Annotated in this window: 14 protein-coding genes; 7 read left to right on the top strand and 7 right to left on the bottom strand. The window is 73.2% G+C overall.

All coding sequences use genetic code 11. From position 1 onward, the window contains the following. Nucleotides 1–4: 4 nt before the first annotated feature. The 3 genes from ACWGO8_RS02525 to ACWGO8_RS02515 are packed head-to-tail and all read right to left on the bottom strand — an operon-like array spanning nt 5 to nt 3475. Entirely contained in the window at nt 5–1315 is a 1311-nt protein-coding gene (locus ACWGO8_RS02525; RefSeq protein ID WP_452041564.1) for a wax ester/triacylglycerol synthase domain-containing protein, read from the bottom strand. After that, nucleotides 1312–2250 carry a glycosyltransferase family 2 protein gene (locus tag ACWGO8_RS02520; RefSeq protein WP_452041563.1) on the bottom strand — a complete coding sequence of 313 codons (939 nt, stop codon included), beginning with the start codon at nt 2248–2250 and terminating at the stop codon, nt 1312–1314. Before ACWGO8_RS02520 ends, ACWGO8_RS02525 begins: the two co-directional genes overlap by 4 nt. After that, nucleotides 2234–3475: a glycosyltransferase family 4 protein gene (locus ACWGO8_RS02515; RefSeq protein WP_452041562.1), complete on the bottom strand. Its 1242-nt coding sequence runs from the start codon at nt 3473–3475 to the stop codon at nt 2234–2236. The genes ACWGO8_RS02520 and ACWGO8_RS02515 overlap by 17 nt, the downstream gene beginning before the upstream one ends. A 275-nt stretch (nt 3476–3750) precedes the next feature. Between ACWGO8_RS02515 and ACWGO8_RS02510 the strand changes: the two genes are divergently transcribed. The 7 genes from ACWGO8_RS02510 (at nt 3751) to ACWGO8_RS02480 (ending at nt 11560) form a co-directional block, all read left to right on the top strand. After that, nucleotides 3751–4608, top strand: coding sequence for a hypothetical protein (locus ACWGO8_RS02510; protein ID WP_452041561.1), 858 nt, complete (start codon nt 3751–3753; stop codon nt 4606–4608). Nucleotides 4609–4616: 8 nt separating this feature from the next. Further along, nucleotides 4617–6254 (top strand): O-antigen ligase family protein, encoded by a 1638-nt coding sequence (locus ACWGO8_RS02505; protein ID WP_452041560.1) that lies wholly within the window; start codon nt 4617–4619, stop codon nt 6252–6254. Further along, entirely contained in the window at nt 6251–7111 is an 861-nt protein-coding gene (locus tag ACWGO8_RS02500; protein WP_452041559.1) for a glycosyltransferase, read from the top strand. The genes ACWGO8_RS02505 and ACWGO8_RS02500 overlap by 4 nt, the downstream gene beginning before the upstream one ends. After that, a complete protein-coding gene (locus ACWGO8_RS02495; protein ID WP_452041558.1) occupies nt 7075–8724 on the top strand; it encodes a lipopolysaccharide biosynthesis protein in 1650 nt (549 codons plus the stop codon). The genes ACWGO8_RS02500 and ACWGO8_RS02495 overlap by 37 nt, the downstream gene beginning before the upstream one ends. After that, a complete protein-coding gene (locus ACWGO8_RS02490; protein WP_452041557.1) occupies nt 8721–9605 on the top strand; it encodes an SGNH/GDSL hydrolase family protein in 885 nt (294 codons plus the stop codon). The genes ACWGO8_RS02495 and ACWGO8_RS02490 overlap by 4 nt, the downstream gene beginning before the upstream one ends. Beyond that, nucleotides 9602–10534 (top strand): glycosyltransferase, encoded by a 933-nt coding sequence (locus ACWGO8_RS02485; protein ID WP_452041556.1) that lies wholly within the window; start codon nt 9602–9604, stop codon nt 10532–10534. The genes ACWGO8_RS02490 and ACWGO8_RS02485 overlap by 4 nt, the downstream gene beginning before the upstream one ends. 72 nt (nt 10535–10606) lie before the next feature. Then, nucleotides 10607–11560: a glycosyltransferase family 2 protein gene (locus tag ACWGO8_RS02480; RefSeq protein ID WP_452041555.1), complete on the top strand. Its 954-nt coding sequence runs from the start codon at nt 10607–10609 to the stop codon at nt 11558–11560. Here ACWGO8_RS02480 and ACWGO8_RS02475 read toward each other — a convergent pair. The 4 genes from ACWGO8_RS02475 to ACWGO8_RS02460 form a co-directional block, all read right to left on the bottom strand. After that, complete coding sequence (locus ACWGO8_RS02475; RefSeq protein ID WP_452041554.1) at nt 11509–12663, bottom strand: glycosyltransferase; 1155 nt, start codon at nt 12661–12663, stop codon at nt 11509–11511. The two genes, ACWGO8_RS02480 and ACWGO8_RS02475, sit on opposite strands and share 52 nt — an antisense overlap. 32 nt (nt 12664–12695) lie before the next feature. After that, complete coding sequence (locus ACWGO8_RS02470; RefSeq protein WP_452041553.1) at nt 12696–14213, bottom strand: sugar transferase; 1518 nt, start codon at nt 14211–14213, stop codon at nt 12696–12698. Between the two features lie 336 nt (nt 14214–14549). Beyond that, nucleotides 14550–15752 (bottom strand): glycosyltransferase, encoded by a 1203-nt coding sequence (locus ACWGO8_RS02465; protein ID WP_452041552.1) that lies wholly within the window; start codon nt 15750–15752, stop codon nt 14550–14552. Continuing rightward, nucleotides 15749–16309 (bottom strand): acyltransferase, encoded by a 561-nt coding sequence (locus tag ACWGO8_RS02460; protein WP_376956356.1) that lies wholly within the window; start codon nt 16307–16309, stop codon nt 15749–15751. The genes ACWGO8_RS02465 and ACWGO8_RS02460 overlap by 4 nt, the downstream gene beginning before the upstream one ends. Nucleotides 16310–16320: the final 11 nt, after the last annotated feature.

Genomic DNA, 16320 nt, shown 5'->3' with positions numbered 1-16320 from the left:
CGCCTCACCCCGCCACGCCGACGGGCACCGCGAACGACTCGGCGATCGACGCCATCACGAGGTCGATGTCGGTGGTCGCCCGGGTCGTGACGCAGATCGCGAGGCGCGTGCCGTAGCTGCAGGAGAGGCAGGCGAGGTCGTCGCGCGGGTCGCCTGCGGGCCATCCGGTCACCGACTCGATGAGCGCGTCGCCGAAGTAGCGCGGCGTGCCGCCCCAGGTGACGAACGTGGCGTAGCCGCTCCAGTCGCGGTCGCCGAGGTCGCGCCGCGAGGCGTCCTGCACGGCCGCCTGCACCTGCGCGCGCACGGCGGGCACGAGCTCCTCGATCGGGGCGTCGGCGGGCACGGTGACCTTGGCCATGCTGATGTGGTTGCGCACGTCGGCGTCGGCCGCCGTGCGCCGCGAGATCGGGACGAGCAGCGAGACGGTCTCCCGCGAGGGGTCGGCCGCCGCCGCGGCCCGGAGCGTCGCCGCCACGGTGAGGTCGTGCACGGTGCCGCCCAGCCGGTAGGCGTGCTTCGCCACCGGCCGCAGGTCGACCTCGAGGGAGCGCGAGTGGCGCGGCACGAGCACCCGGGCCGCCTCGCCCGATCGCTCGATCGCGAGGTTCTTCAGCGGCCGGATGACGCGACCGCCCCAGCGCCGCAGGCGACGCGTGAACGGCTTGCGCCAGTACTCGTGCCAGGCGTCGCGGAACCCGTGGCGCTGCCCACGCCACGCGCGGAACGCGATCGCGAGGATGCCGAACCCCGTGCGCGGGGCGACGCCGAGCGCTGCGCGTTCCACCTCGGTGACGACCGGCAGGTCGGGGGAGGGCTCGGTGCCCGTCACGACCTCGCCGATCCGCAGGCCGAACAGCGCGTCGCCGATCACGTGGTGGTAGCGGGCGACGATCGCCACCCGGCCGGAGTCGAGCTCGACGATGCGCATGTCCCAGAGCGGTCGGGCGGGGTCCATCGGCCCGTTGAGCCGGCCGGTGAGCAGCTCCACCCGGTCGGGGTCGTCGGGCTCGATCGTGGGGTGCAGGGTCACGTGCCGTGCGATGTCGAGGTCGGCGACCGGCACCCACGCCGGGGTCGTCAGCCGCAACGGCGTCGGTGCGAGGCGCTGCCGCATCGCCGGGACGTGCCAGCTCACGGCCTCGAAGCGGGCGCGGATGCCGGCGAGGTCGATCGCGCCGTCGGCGGTGCGGAGTGGGGCGCCGTCGACGAGCAGCGCGGCGGCGGCGATCATCGCGTCGAACGCGATCGAGTTCGCGACGAACTTCTCGTCGAGCGTGCGGATGAGCTCGGCCTTCGCCTCGGGTGCGGTCATCGCGTCCTCCCGGTGTCTCGGTCGACGTGCTCGTCGATCGGGGTCGGTGCGGGTGGATGCTCGTCGATGAACGTCGTCCCGGTGATCCGCAGGCGGGCGCCTGCGAAGAATCCCTGGCGGATGCCGCGCAGCATCGCCCGGTCGGCACTGCCGCGCCGCGGGTCGCGCCCCCGGCGCAGGGCGCGACCGACCGTGCGCTTGAGCAGGATGGCCAGCGTCGCCACGCCCACGCGGAACCGCAGGCGGACGAGCTTGTTCGCGAGGGCGCCGAGGCCGAGTCCGTAGCCGAGGTGCAGCTCGGTGTACGAGTCGCCCTGCCGCGTGTTCATGTGGTGGATGACGCAGGCCGGATCGTGCACGATGGCGTACCCGGCGTCGAGCACGCGCCAGAACATGTCGAGGTCCTCGGCGCCGGCGAGACGGCGCCCTGCTCCGAGCACGTGGTCGAAGCCGCCGAGCTCGAGCGCGAGCTCGCGCCGGAACGCCATGACGGCGCCGTGGCCCGCGTCGAGCCCCTCGATCGTGCGGGTGTACCGCCGTGGCGGTGCGGGCGGCTCGTCGCCGCCCACGAGGGTGTGATCGAGCATGCGACCGGTCACGGCGCCGACCGTCGGGTCGGCGAACCGTGCGAGCACGGGGTCGATCCAGCCGTCGATCGCCACGCAGTCGTCGTCGGTGAAGAGCACCAAAGGCCGGTCCGTCGCCTGAAGTCCGAGGTCGCGTGCGATCGAGAGCCCGCGGATGTCGCTCCGCACGTACGTCGCACGGGAGGCTGCGGCGACGTCCCGGGTCTCCCACGTGTCGGAGGCCGAGTCGACCACCACGATCTCGACGTCGTCGGGCACCGCGCTCGTGATCGACGCGAGCGCGTCGGCGAGCATCGCCGCACGGTTCCGCGTGCAGACGACGACGGCGAGGTCACGCGGCGTGGGCACGCGACTCCTCGTCGAGCGGGGCGGCGTCCTCGTCGGCCGACGACGTGCCCGCCGCGAGGTGGCCGTAGGCCGCGACGAGGCTCCGCGATGCGGCCGCCCAGCTCAGTTCGGGCGCGTGCGCCATGGCCGCGGTGCTGAGTCGCGCCACCGTCGCGGGCTCCGCGGCCAGCCGGTCGAGCTGCGCCGTGAGGGTCGCGACGTCGCCGGGCTCGTGCACGAGGCCGTGCACGTCGTGGTCGAGCAGCGCGCCCGCCGCGGTCGACACGAGCGGGACGCATCCGGCCACCTGGGCCTCGTACGTCACGAGCGCGCTGCCCTCCTCGAGGCTCGGCAGCAGCAGCACGTCGGCGCGCGCGAGCTCGTCGACGGGCGCCGCAGTCACGCCGCGGACCTCCACGCTCGGGTGGGCCAGGCGCTCGGCGAGGATCGCGCGGTACGCGTCGTCGACCGCGCCGAACACGAGGAAGCGACCGTCGCGGCTCGCCGAGGACGCGATCCAGGCGTCGAGCGCGTGGTGCAGCCCCTTGCGCGGCTCGACGCGGCCGAGGAAGACCGCCCGCAGCCCCGCGTCGCGGCGCACCGCGCGCGTGACGGGCGCGGCGGGCGTGCACCCGTAGCGGTGCCGGCGCAGGCGGGCCGGGTCGAATCCGCGCTCGAGGAAGGTGGCGGCCACGGCGTCCGACGGCACGAGCAGCGCGGTCGCGGTGGCCCACTCCCGCTCCTCGGTGGCCAGGTGGCGCGGGTCGGCGGTGTGGGACGCCCCGGCCCGGGGCACGAGGCCGAGTCGCGCCGACTCGCGGGCGACCACCTCGTAGGCGTTCGCGGTGTGCGTATTGGGGACCTCGCGGAACGCGGGGATGCCGCGATCACGGGCGGCGGCGATCGTGCGCTGCGCGGCGAGCGGCCACACGTGCACCACCTCGGGCGGGCGGCGGGCGACGACGAGCGACGCGACGCGGTCGTGCCAGGCGAGCGCGCGATCGCGACCCATCACGCGGTGGGGGACGCGTTGGCCGGCGATCGCGAGCGACGTCGTCGTGGAGGCGAGCCCGGCGACCGGTCGCGCCACGCTCGCTGCGACGAGGTGCACGTCATGGCCCGCGCGCACGAGCTCGTTGACCTGGTTCCACGCGGTCCACCCGATGCCGGGCGCACCGAGCGCATGGGGGAAGCTGTAGAGGACGGCGATGCGTCCACCGCCCCCCGCCGTTTCCGTCGAACCCATGTGACCCCCGTGACGCAGAAGATGTGTCCTTCTCACCTTCCTGTGCGACCCATGGGGGACACAACGCGCGTCGTCGGGTTGACGCGCAGAGTTAACAGACCCGCAACAGAGGCCGGGTCGGGCGTTAACAATCGGCCCCCACGATGAGTCTGACGGAGTGTTCCTCATTCTCGCGTTGGCGATGGCGCACCGGGACCGAGTGATCGGAACGGGGGCGCTCGCCGATGCGTCCGACGGCCGACAGGCCGGCGGACACGGAAAAAGGGGGACGCGCCATGGAGACTCCGAAGTACCTCCAGACGCTCTGGAGCTACAAGTGGCTGCTGGCATTCGGGCTCATCGTCGCGATCGTCGCGGCGTTCTTCGCCGGCTTCTCGATCACCAACGGACAGGTCGAGTCGCGGGCGGTCAAGACCTTCTCGGCCGGGACCACGGTGCTCGTCACGAGCCCGAGCGACACGCTGTACCAGGCGCAGGTCCCCGGGCAGCCCGTGGATCCGACCGTGACCGCACCGCAGCAGCTCGACCTCGCCGGCGCCGCGCAGATCTACGCGTACATCGTCGCCGGCCAGACGATCGAGGACCAGGTCGTCGCCGAGGTCGGGCCGCTCGACGAGGACACCGAGTCGATCACGGCCATCCGGCGCACCACGCAGCCCGCGGGCGACGAGCGGTTCCCCGGGTCGCTGAAGCTGCCCCTGCTCGAGGTCGTCGGCACCGCGTCGACCGAGCAGCGGGCCGAGGACATCAGCGCGGCGGCGACCGACGCGTTCCTCGCGTACGTCGTGGCCGAGCAGGAGGCGAAGCAGATCGCGGCCGAGAACCGCGTCGAGCTCGAGGTGCTCGCGCGGGGCGCCGCGGTGGAGGGCGATACGAGCAACCCCGCCATCCCGATCGTCATCACGGGCGTCGCGGTGTTCCTCGGGTTCGTCGCGCTCGCGCTCATCCTCGGCGGCATCCGCTCGGGTCGTGAGAAGCGTCGCACCCGCAGCTGGCGCCGCACCCGCGACGCCGGGGCGTCGCCGGCACCCGCCGGCATGGCCGATGAGCCGACCGACTCCGAAGACACGGCCGATGCCGGTGACGCCGAGCGCGAGCTGATCGGCGCAGGCACGGGTCCCCGAGCGGACTGAACGACGCCATGACGGTCCTCAACGGCGCACCGCCGGAGGCCGGCGAGACGAACCGGGCTGCGGATGCCCCCGGCTCCACGAACGGGGCATCCGCAGGGCCGCTCGCGGGCGTCGGCCGTGGTCGGGTGATCGCCGCGGCCGCGGTGCTCGCGGCAGCGGTGCTGGCCGCGGTGCTGCTCCTGCCGCCGCTCATCGCGGGCGGGGCGCTGCTCGTGCTCGCGCTGCTCGTGATCTTCCGCCGGTTCGTGTTCGCCTGGACGACGGCGCTCGTGCTGCTCGTCGCGGTGATCATGTTCGTCCCCGCCCGGCGGTACGCGATCCCGATCCCGCTCCCGTTCCAGCTCGAGCCCTACCGGCTCGTGCTCGGGATCGTGATCGTCGCCCTGGTGGTGGCGCTCCTCACGAAACCCGACTTCAGATGGCGACCCATCGCCTTCGGGGTCCCGATCGCGATCATGCTCGTCACGGTGCTCGTGTCGTTCCTCGTGAACGGCATGGCGCTCGCGAACTCGGGACTCGTCGAGACGGCGATCGGCGGCATCACCCAGCTTCTGGTCATGCTGTCGGTGTTCTTCGCCTTCCGGCAGCTCCTGCGCAGTGAGCGCGACGTCATGCTGCTCATCACGGTGCTCACCTGGGCCGGCGTGATCGTGTCGTTCTTCGCCCTGATCGAGCGGGTGGCGCGCACCAACGTCTTCCTCATGCTCGGGAGCTTCCTGCCGCTGACCCTGCTGCGGGAGGGCGGCGACGTGAGTCGAGCGGGTGCCGCGCGAGCGTTCGGCTCTGCGCAGCATCCGATCGCCCTCGCCGTGGCGCTCTGCCTCCTGATTCCGCTCGCCATCTACCTCGCGAAGTACGCCGTGTGGCCGCGCAACGAGATCAATCGGCGGCTCGTGTACGCAGGTGCGATCATCATGCTCTTCGGAGGCGTGCTGGCCGCGATCTCACGCACGGCCGTCGTCGTGCTCGGGGTGATGTTCCTCATCACGTTGCTCCTGCATCCACGCGTCGCCGCAGTGCTCTTCGCGATCGCGTTCCCGGTGGTGCTGCTCGCGGCCGTCGTGCTGCCGAAGGCGTTCGACAAGATGGTGCTCTCGTTCCTCGACGTCGACTCGCTCGTCGCGTCGCAGTACCAGTCGGCCGGAATGGGCGGCGCCGGGCGGCTCGCCGACCTCGAACCCGCGATGCGTGAGGTCGCGAAGCAGCCGTTCTTCGGCAGCGGGTTCGGCAGCCGCATCGTCATCGGTGACGAGGCGAACTCGTTCATCCTCGACAACCAGTTCCTCGGCACGCTCATGGAGACGGGCGCGCTCGGCGTGCTGGGACTCGCGGTGTTCCTGCTGGTGCCACCGGTCATGCTGATCCGCTTCGCGTTCGGGCAGGCCGCCGAGCGGCGGCACGCCGCCCTCGCCTTCACGGTCGCGGTGGCGATCGCGGGCTACATCGCCGCGATCTTCTTCTACGACGCGTTCGGGTTCTTCCAGACGTTCTTCATCCTGTGCATGCTGCTCGCCGTGGGCGCGTGGCTGCTCACCGAGGCGCCGCGGCGCGCGGCAGCCGTCGTGCCCCTCGAGGGCGAGCCCGCGAGCGCGGAGCCCGCGACGGCCGCACCCGCGACGGCCGCACCGGCGGAGGCGACGGCATGACGCCGCGGATGTCGGTCGTGATCCCCGCCCACGACGAGGCGGCGGTGCTCGGGCGGCTGCTCGACGCGCTCACGGGCGACCCGCGCTCTGGCGAGCTCGAGCTCGTCGTGGTGGCGAACGGCTGCACGGACGCGACCGCCGACGTGGCACGCGCGTACGGGGCATCCGTCGCCGTCGTCGAGATCGCTCGGGCCTCGAAGATCGCGGCGCTCGAGGCCGGCGACGAGGAGGCGTCCGCCTTCCCGCGCGCCTACGTCGACGCCGACGTGCTCGTCGAGGTGGCCGCCCTGCTCGCGCTCGCCGACGAGCTCGAGCGGCCCGGCGGCGCGCTCGTGGCGTCGCCGCGGCTCGAGGTCGACACCGACGGGGCGTCCTGGCTCGTTCGGCAGCACTACCGCGTCTGGGCGCTCACCGACTACCGGCGGGCGGGCCACATCGGGTCGGGCGTCTACGCGCTCTCCTCGGCGGGCCGGGCGCGATTCGGACGGTGGCCCGACGTGATCGCGGACGACCGCTTCGTGCAGCAGCTGTTCCTCCCCGAGGAGCGCCGCACGCTCGACGCGCACGCGTTCTCCGTGCGCAGCGCCCGCACGATCGGCTCGCACCTGCGCCGGTCGACGCGCATCGCCCGCGGCAACCTCGAGCTGCCCGACGAGGTCCAGCGGGCGACGGATGCCCCGACCGGCGCGCGTGCGACCAACCTCCTGCGGCGGGTCGCCGCCCGCCCCCGGCTCTGGCCGGCGTTCGGCGTCTACGCCGTGACCTCCACCCTGCCGAGGGCGCGCGCCCGTCGGCTCATCGCGGAGCGGACGGAGGCGGAATGGGCACGCGACCAGACGAGCCGGGCGACCGCATGAGCGCCCCGGCGACGGACCGGCTCGCGCACACGTCCTCTCGCGGCGTGTTCGTCACCATGGGCGGGTTCGGGGGCAAGACGCTCATCCAGCTCGCCTCGACGGTCGTCCTCGCGCGCCTGCTCTCGCCCGCCGACTTCGGCCTCGTCGCGATGGTGACGGCGATCGTCGGGGTCGCCGACCTCGTGCGCGACTTCGGCCTGACGGGGGCGATCATCCAGGCGCGCAAGCTCAGCGAGCGCATGTGGATGAGCGTGATGTGGCTGTCGGTCGCGCTCGGCATCGGGCTGATGCTCCTCATCGCGGCATCCGCGCCACTCATCGCCTGGCTCTACGACGAGCAGCGGCTCATCCCGCTGACGCTCGCGATCGCACCCATCCTGCTGGTCAACGGCCTCACGATGCCCATGCAGGCGCGCGTGCAGCGGGACCTGCGGTTCGGCACCCTCGCGAACATCGACGTCGTGTCGATGCTCGTCGGGGTGGGACTCGGCATCGCCACGGCGGCGCTCGGCTGGGGCGTGTGGTCGCTCGTCGTGATGTCCGGCGCCGGCCAGGTCTACCGGCTCGTCGCACTCTGGGTCGCGTCGCGGCCGAGGTTCGGCCGGCCGCACATCTCGCGCGAAGTGCTGCCGCTCGTCACCACCGGCGGGAGCCTCTTCGGCGTGCAGTTGCTGAACTACGCCACGAAGAACCTCGACAACGTGGTGATCGGCCAGCAGCTCGGACCCGCGGCGCTGGGCCAGTACTCGCGGGCCTACGCGCTCTACCTGCTGCCGATGCAGCAGCTCAACGGCACCCTCGGACGCGTCGCGCTCCCGGTCCTGAGCAAGCTGCAGGACGACCCTGAGCGCTTCCGCCGCTACACGCGCGGCGCCCTGATGATCATCGGGTACCTCACGATCCCGGTCTACGCGGTCGCCGCGGCCGTGTCGTCGCCGCTCGTCGCGATCCTGCTCGGCCCGGGGTGGGAGGAGGCGGCGACGCTCTTCAGCATCCTCGCCCTCGCGGGCATCGCCCAGGCCATCGGGAGCGTGCTCGGCTGGCTGTACCTCACGCTCGGACGCGCGCACAAGCAGCTGCTCTTCTTCGTGATCACGCGGCCGATCCTCATCGCCGGCTACTTCGTCGGCATCTGGTGGGCGGGCGTCGAGGGCCTCGCGCTCGTGTTCGGCGTGCTCTCGCTGCTCCTGCTGATCCCCGAGCTCGTCTACGCGACCTCGGGCACGTTCATGCGGGTGCGCGACATCCTCGCCCCGATCGCCCGGCCGCTCGTGCTCGCCCCGTTGTGCTTCGCTGCGGCGTTCGCGGTGGAGCGGGCGACCGACGGGATGCCCGCAATCCTGCAGCTCGTGCTCGGCGTCGCGGCCGGCGTCGTGCCGCTCCTCGCGTCGCTCGCGATCCCCGCGTACCGCAGGGACCTCGCGCAGATCGTGGGCTTCGTGAAGCAGGTGCGCAAGCCGGCCCGCACGGCGCCGGCATCGGATGCCGCGGCATCGGGCTCGGCGGAACCGGACGAGCCGACCGGGGAGTCGTCAGCGGCGGCGCGCAGCGATGTCGACGAGGTGATCCTCGACGACGCCGAATTGGCCAGGGAGCGGAAGGCGGAACCATGACGAGCACCTCGATGCGAGGCCGGGCCGGGCGTCTCGCCCGGGTCGGCGTCGCGACCCTCGCCCTCGGCGTCCTCGCGGGTTGCGCCTCGAGCGCGGCCTCGGCGCCCGACCTCGAGCAGCTCGAGCCGCCGGCCGCCGCGCCCGAGGTCGTGACGCTCGGCATCCTCGGCGACTCGATGTCGCTCGGCGTGAACGCGTGCCAGGAGCCGGGGCAGTGCGCCGAGGTGTCGTGGTCGGGCGGCACCGACCCCGCGGTCGGCTCGATCGCGCTCCGGCTCGCCGCGGCATCCGGTGTCGAACCGAAGGTCGTGAACGCAGCGAAGGACGGCGGCGACGTCGGGGACGCGCTCGACCGCGTCGACGAGGTCATCCAGGCCGGTCCGCAGCTCGTGACGGTGCTGCTCGGCGGGAACGACGCCTGCAAGCCGACGCTCGAGGAGATGACGCCCGCCGCCGAGTACGAGGTGCAGCTGACCGAGCTGTTCGGCCGGCTGAACGCCGAGGCGCCCGACGCGACGATCCTGGCGCTGTCGGTCCCCGACCTGTACCGCCTGTGGGACATCGGCCGTGCCGACCCGCGGGCCGTGCAGACGTGGAACAGCAGCCCGTCGTGCTCGAACCTGCTCGGCGACGCCGACGACGACTCGGCCGAGGCGACGGCGCGGCGCGACGCCGTCGCCGCGCGCGTCGACGAGTTCAACGCGGCCATCGCGCGGGTGTGCGCGGCCGCCGAGCGGTGCATCGACGACGGAGGAGCGGTGTTCGCCTACGACTTCTCGGCGGACGAGATCTCGGGGATCGACTTCTTCCACCCGTCGGTGGCCGGACAGCGCGTGATCGCACAGCTCGCATGGGAAGCACTCGAAGGGGGATCGCAATGACGACCATGCTCGTGGCCATCTCGGGGGGCCATCTCGCTCAACTGCACATGCTCGCGCCGCGGATCGTCGGCTCCGACCACGTGGTCTGGATGACCGACGACACGGCGCAGAGCCGCTCGCTCCTCGAGGGCGAGCACGTCTACCACGTGCCGACGCGGCCGCCGCGGGACACGCTCGGCGTGCTCCGCGACACCCGCATCGCACAGCGCGCCTTCGCCGAGCACCGGATCGAACGCGTGGTGAGCTCGGGTGCCCAGATCGCGCTCTCCGCGCTCATCCCGGCGCTGCTGCACCGGGTGCCGTTCAGCTACGTCGAGAGCGCGACCCGCGTGACCGACCTCTCGACGACGGGCCGGCTCGTCGACCACATCCCGTCGGTGCGGCGCTACGTGCAGTACCCGAACCGGGTCTCGGTGCGCTGGCAGTACGCGCTGTCGGTCTTCGACGGCTTCCGCGTCGAGCGCGCGCCCGAGCGGCCGATCACGCGGGCGGTGGTGACGGTCGGCGGCAACGGCGACTACGGCTTCCGACGCCTCGTCGAGTCGGCGCAGCGCGCGCTGCCCGACGACGCCCGGGTGCTCTGGCAGACCGGGTCGACGGATGCCTCGGGGCTCGACATCGATGCCGTGGCCTCGGTGCCGTCGGCGACCCTCTCGGAGGAGCTCGCCGCGGCGGACGTCGTGATCGGGCACGCCGGAACGGGGACCGCGCTCGCGGCGCTCAGCGCGGGCAAGGTCCCGGTGCTCTCGCCGCGATCGGTCGAGCTCGGCGAGCACGTCGACTCGCACCAGGACGACCTCGCGCGGTTCCTGTCCGACCGCGGCCTCGCCGTGGTGCGCCCGGCCGACGAGATCACGCTCGACGACCTGCGCGAGGCGTCGCGCTGGCAGGTCACCCGGCGCGACGACCTCGAGCCCGTCGCGATCTGACGCGTCGCGGCCGGGCGGTCCCTCGGGCCCGCCCGGGCGTCGCCACCCCTGCAGCCGACCGGAAGGAGCGCCGTGCCCGACCTGAGCGTCGTCGTCGTCAACTACAACACGAGGGATGCCACGTCGGCGTGCCTGCGCTCCGTGGTGCAGGCGGCATCCGCCGTCGACCTCGAGCTCGTCGTCGTGGACAACGGCTCGACCGACGGCAGCGCGGCGGCGTTCGCGTCGCGGTTCCCCGATGCCGTGATCGTCGACGCGGGGGAGAACCTCGGCTTCGCGCGCGGCGTGAACCGGGGCGCCCGCTCGGCCACCGGTTCGTGGCTGCTGCTGCTCAACCCCGACACCCTCGTGCTGCCCGGGTCGCTGCGCGCTCTGCTCGACTTCGCGGAGGCGCACCCCGAGTACGGCGTGTACGGCGGCCGCACGCTCCGACCCGACGGCGGCGTCGATCCGAGCTCGTGCTGGGGCGCGCCGAGCCTCTGGTCGCTCGCCATGTTCGCCACGATGCTCTCGACGGCGTTCAAGCGGTCGCGCGTGTTCGACCCCGAGTCGCTCGGCGCCTGGGACCGCGACTCCGTGCGCGAGGTGCCGATCGTCACCGGATGCCTCCTGCTCATCCGACGCGCGGATTGGGAGCGACTCGGCGGCATGGACGAGGACTACTTCCTGTACGGCGAGGACGCGGAGTTCAGCCTCCGGGCGGGCCGCGCGAGCCTCCGGCGCGTCGTCGTGCCCGAGGCCGTGATCGTGCACGAGGTCGGCGGCTCCAGCGACGCGGGCGGCGAGAAGGGCTGCATGGTCATGGCGGGCAAGGTGACGCTCCTGCGCAAGACGTGGTCGCGGCCCGGTGCCGCCGTCGGGGTGTGGCTGCTGCTCGCCGGGGTCGGCGTGCGCGCGGCCCTCGAGACCGTGACGCGGCGCGCGCGAGCGCCGTGGCGCACGGTGTGGCGGCGTCGGGCGGACTGGCGGGAGGGCTACCCGGCCGCCGAGGCGACGCTGTTCGGGCGGGAGGTCGTGCCGGTCTGACCGAGCACCCAGCCGCGCACCTCGTCGAGGAACCGGTCGGTGTCGAACGCGAGCGCGCGCCGGCGCGCCGCCGCCCGGTCGATGCCTTCTGCCGCGGCGACCGCCGCCTCGAACCCGGCGGGATCGTCGGGATCGAAGTGCACGCCTGAGGCCCCGTCGACCACGGACTCCGCGGCGCCGCCGACGCGGTTGGCGAGCACGGGGCATCCCGCCGCCATCGCCTCGACGGGCATGATGCCGAAGTCCTCGATCGGCGGGAACACGAAGGCCAGCGCGCGCTGGAACAGCGCGCGCATCAGCTCGTCGGAGACGCGCCCGAGCAGGTGCACCGGCACGCTCGCAGATGCCGCGAGGGCCTCGAGCCGTTCGCGTTCGGGCCCCGAGCCGGCGATCACGACCGGGATCCCGAGCCGCTCGCCCATGCGGATCACGGCGTCGTGGCGCTTGTAGGGCACGAGTCGCGACGCCGCCATGAGGAATCCGCGCTCGGGCAGGGACGCGAGGAGGTCCTGCTCGGCGGGGGTGGCGCGCGCCGCCCAGTCGGGCACGGCGGCGATCGCGGCCGCGTCGACCGGCGGGTGGATGACGCGGGCGTCCCGGTCCCAGGCGCGGCGGATGCGCTCGCGCACGAACGCGCTGTTCGCCGCGATCGAGCCCGACGCTCTCGAGGCGCGCCGGTCGACGCCGCGGAGGTACGACCGCGCGACGCCCGCCAGGGGACTCGCGGTGCGGCCGTCGAGGCCGGGCTCCCAGAGGTAGCGCGCCGGCGTGTGCACGTAGGAGAACTTCGGCACCCCGCTCCGGGTGCCGAATCCGGCGTGGTGCGCGAACACGTAGCTGCTCGTGAGCACCCACTCGGGCTCGGCGTCGCCCCAGCCGCGTCGCCACGTGGGCGACATGAGCGGCAGCGCGAGCGCCTTGCGGCCGCGGAGCGGGGTGCGCGCGAGCCACGACTCGTCGACCGTGTCCGCGGGGAACCGCGTGGGGTCGTCGTTCCACAGGCACGCGACCCGCGACTCGGGGAACGCGAGTCGCATCGCGTCGAGCACCTGCTCCGCGCCGCCCGTCTCCTCGATCCACTCCTGGACGATCAGTCCCGCCACCCGTGCCTCCGTTCAGAACGCCGCAGAACGCTTCAGTACGCGCCGTTGCTCCCGACGACCGCGCGCACGGTCTTCAGGAGGATCACGAGGTCGCCCGTGATCGACCAGTTCTCCACGTAGTAGAGGTCGATCTTCACGCTCTCGTCCCACGAGAGGTTCGACCGGCCGCTCACCTGCCAGAGCCCCGTGATGCCCGGCTTCGTGAGGAGCCGGCGGTTCACGTCCTCCTCATAGCGCTCCACCTCGCTCGGGAGCGGCGGGCGTGGGCCGACGAGGCTCATGTCGCCGATCACGACGTTCCACAGCTGCGGCAGCTCGTCGAGCGAGTACCGGCGCAGCGTGCGCCCGAACGGGGTCACACGGGGGTCGTCGTGCAGCTTGAAGAGCACGCCGTTGCCCTCGTTGCGGTCCTGCAGCTCGCGCAGGCGGGCCTCGGCGTCGGTGACCATCGAGCGGAACTTCAGCATCGTGAAGCGGCCGCCGTGCGCCCCGACGCGCTCCTGGCGGAAGAGCACTGGCCCGTCGCTCGAGAGCCGAACGCCCACCGCGATCGCGGCGAAGAGCGGGCCGAGCAGCACCACGGCCGTGCCGGCGACGACGACGTCGAAGAGGCGCTTCATGGCGTGCGCGAAGCCCGAGTACTGGGGCAGGTCGACGTGCACCATCGGCAGGCCGTTGATGGGCCGGAGGTGGATGCGGGGGCCGGCGACGTCGGTGAGCCGGGAGACGAGGATGAGCTCGGTCTGCGAGTTCTCGAGGTCCCAGCCGAGGCGCCGGATGGTCGCGCTGCCGCCCGGCAGGTCGCCCGCGACGATGACCGCGCGGGTCCGCGTGCGCTTCGAGGTCGCGGCGAGGTCGTCGAAGTCGACCGTCGGCAGGTCGATCCGGCTCGCCTGCGTGGTGCGCGCGGAGCCGGCGAACGTCGCGCCGATCGCGCGGTAGCCGACCCGGTACTGCCGCCGCAGCTCGTCGACGACGCGCGCCACGTCGTCGGGGCGGCCGACGATGATCGAGCCCGTCGTGCAGCGTCCGACGCGGCGCATCCGGTGCAGGATCCAGCGCCAGGCGACGCGTCCGCCCAGGAGCAGCACGAGGCCGAGCGGCAGCGCGACCGCGAGGTAGCCGCGCGCGATCTCGATCTGGAGCAGGAACGCGACGACGGCGAGCGTGCCGAACGTGATGAGGGTCGCGTTGACGACGCGCTGGTACTCGACCGTGCCCGTGCCGATGTTGCGGATCATCCGCGAACGCGTCGCGGACAGGGCGATGAGCCACACGGCGGCGATCGCCGCGCCGAGCGAGAGGTACGCCACGTCGCTCACGGGCGTCGCGGCGCCGAGCGCGGTGGTGCGGAACCGCACGAACTGCGCGACGAGGAGCGCGACGACGATGCCCGCGGCATCCGTCACCGCCAGCGCGAAGACCAGCCGGTGCCGCCAGCCGAGCTTGCGCGGCTGCGACGCGACGCGCTGCCCCACGGCGGCGGCCCGGTCGAGCAGCCGGTCGGCGGGCGGGCCCGCGAGCGTGATCGTGTCTGCCTCTGCGGTCAACTCGCGCTCCCCCCTCGGCGGCCTCGTGCACCCGCTCGGGCGAGGTGGGTCGATGCAGGGAGCGACCACCGTGACCCGTCCGATTCCGGCTGCGGTGCAGGCGGTCGTCGCCTGTGTTGCGAGGGCGGTCGACGGTGGCGCTCACGTGCCGTTCGGGCGGTTCGCAGCGGTTCCCCGGATGCTGCGGCCGATCGTCCTCTGCGGCGATGCTAGCCGCGCGGCACGGGCGCCCGGAACCCGGTCGGCGTGCAGTTCACAGGCTCTTCAGGCGGCCGATACATGATCGACACACTGGGGGACGCGAGGCCCTCCGTTCGGGGGACAGCGGCGGGCGGATCAGCTCCTGGCGAGGGCGAAGACGCGCTCGTGCCGCGCCGCCCACGAGTTGCCGGCGATGAACGCGGTGCGCTCCGTCTCGGCTGCGCGACCGAGGGCGAGGGCGTCGGGCACGACGTCGGCGAAGTCGTCGACGGTGGACACGAGCAGCACCCGGTCGTCGATGCCCCGCACCGGCGGCAGGTCGGTGGCGATGACGGGCGCCCCGGCCGCGAGGTACTCGTAGACCTTGAGCGGGCTCATCGCCTCGGTGAGCGGCGTGCGACGATGCGCGAGGAGGCAGAGGTCGGCGTTGCGGAGCGTCGCGACGAGCTCGGCGCGGCCGACGCTCGGGTGCACGTGCACGTTCGGCAGGGAGGCGAGCTCGGCCACGTAGGCGGGGTCGGGCAGCGGACCGAGGAGCACGACCTGCAGGTCGGGCCGGCGCCGCGCGAGGTCGGCGATGCCCGGCACGTCGAGGCGGGAATCCAGCGTGCCGACGTACACGGCCCTCGGGCCGGGCAGCGCGGCGAACCAGTCGGGCGCTGCGGGCAGGGGCCCCAGCCATTCCGACGGCTCGACGCCGTTCGGCACGACCTCGTGCGGGCCAGTCGGCGCGATGCGGTCGATGATCTCGGCCGACACCGCGGCAACCGGGCGGCCCGACTCGGCGATCCGGCGGTACGCGTCGCGGTAGGCGGGCCAGTACGCCTCGCGCGCCGGCGAGCTCGACCAGTCGTCGCGGGCGAAGAAGGTCACGCCGCTCGCCCAGTCGAACGGGGCGAAGCCCGCGACGAGGGGGTTCGTCGTGATGGCGTAGGGATCCACGAGTCCGAGCTTCCGCGCCGCGCGGAGCAGCGAGCGGTCGTAGGCGCGGTACGCCGCGGCGACGGCGGGCACGTCGGTCGGGTCGTCGCGGCGCGCCCGGGCGGGGCGATGCAGCGACATCCGCCCGCTCGACGGGAACGGCGCGTCGCGGTCGAGGAGCGGCGTCGCGGCGACGCGCGGGAACCACCGGAACGGGTTCGCGACCAGCAGGCGCCGCACCTCGGGGCTGTGCATGAGGCTCGCCAGGATGCGGTCGGGCGGGCGCATCATGCCCCGCCGCACGGCGTCGGAGTACGTCTCGTAGCTGAAGGTGAACACGAAGTCGGCGGCGCCACGGGGCGCGGATGCCGCGCCGACCCCGATCGGGTAGGCGCCCGTGTCGACCCGCTCGCTCATGCGGCCAGCTGCCTGATGAGCCGGGCCGGCGCGCCCGCGACCACGGTCCTCGGTGGCACGTCCTCGCGCACGACCGAGTTGGCGCCGACCACCGCGCCCGCGCCCACGGTCACGCCCGGCATGATGACCGCGTTCTGGCCGAGCCAGGCGCCGCGGCAGATGCGCACCGGGGACACCCGCACGAGCGGCTGGTCCCTGATGAACGTGTCGGGCTCGTCGAACCCGTGGGTGTGGTCGGAGATGTACACGCCGCGCGCCATGGCGACGCCGTCCTCGATCACGACGCTGCGCACCGCCGAGATCGAGGTCTCGTTCATGCGGACGCGGTCGCCGATGACGATCACCGGACCCGGCTCGTCGAGGCGAGGGACGATGAGCCACGATCCCGGGCCGATGAGCACGTCGGAGCCGATGGCGATGCGATCGGCGTTGCCGACGCGGAACGGGAGCAGGATGCGCGTGCGAGCGCCGAACCGCGCGAATCCGGTCGCGGCGATCCGCGAGAAGACCGCATCGCGTGCGCGCTGCGCCAGCAGCAGCAAGTCCAGACCGTTCACTTCCGCCCTCC

The organism is Agromyces sp. NPDC055661 (assembly GCF_053618135.1).
The sequence above is the reverse complement of the archived record's forward strand: the minus strand, read 5'-3'. Positions and strand labels throughout refer to the sequence as shown.

Excerpts from the sequence above, each read along its gene's own strand:
- ACWGO8_RS02500 (WP_452041559.1), top strand. The coding sequence starts at position 6,251 with ATGACGCCGCGGATGTCGGTCGTGATCCCCGCCCACGACGAGGCGGCG.
- ACWGO8_RS02485 (WP_452041556.1), top strand. The coding sequence starts at position 9,602 with ATGACGACCATGCTCGTGGCCATCTCGGGGGGCCATCTCGCTCAACTG.
- ACWGO8_RS02510 (WP_452041561.1), top strand. The coding sequence starts at position 3,751 with ATGGAGACTCCGAAGTACCTCCAGACGCTCTGGAGCTACAAGTGGCTG.
- ACWGO8_RS02465 (WP_452041552.1), bottom strand. The coding sequence starts at position 15,752 with ATGAGCGAGCGGGTCGACACGGGCGCCTACCCGATCGGGGTCGGCGCG.
- ACWGO8_RS02505 (WP_452041560.1), top strand. The coding sequence starts at position 4,617 with ATGACGGTCCTCAACGGCGCACCGCCGGAGGCCGGCGAGACGAACCGG.
- ACWGO8_RS02490 (WP_452041557.1), top strand. The coding sequence starts at position 8,721 with ATGACGAGCACCTCGATGCGAGGCCGGGCCGGGCGTCTCGCCCGGGTC.
- ACWGO8_RS02495 (WP_452041558.1), top strand. The coding sequence starts at position 7,075 with ATGGGCACGCGACCAGACGAGCCGGGCGACCGCATGAGCGCCCCGGCG.
- ACWGO8_RS02515 (WP_452041562.1), bottom strand. The coding sequence starts at position 3,475 with ATGGGTTCGACGGAAACGGCGGGGGGCGGTGGACGCATCGCCGTCCTC.
- ACWGO8_RS02525 (WP_452041564.1), bottom strand. The coding sequence starts at position 1,315 with ATGACCGCACCCGAGGCGAAGGCCGAGCTCATCCGCACGCTCGACGAG.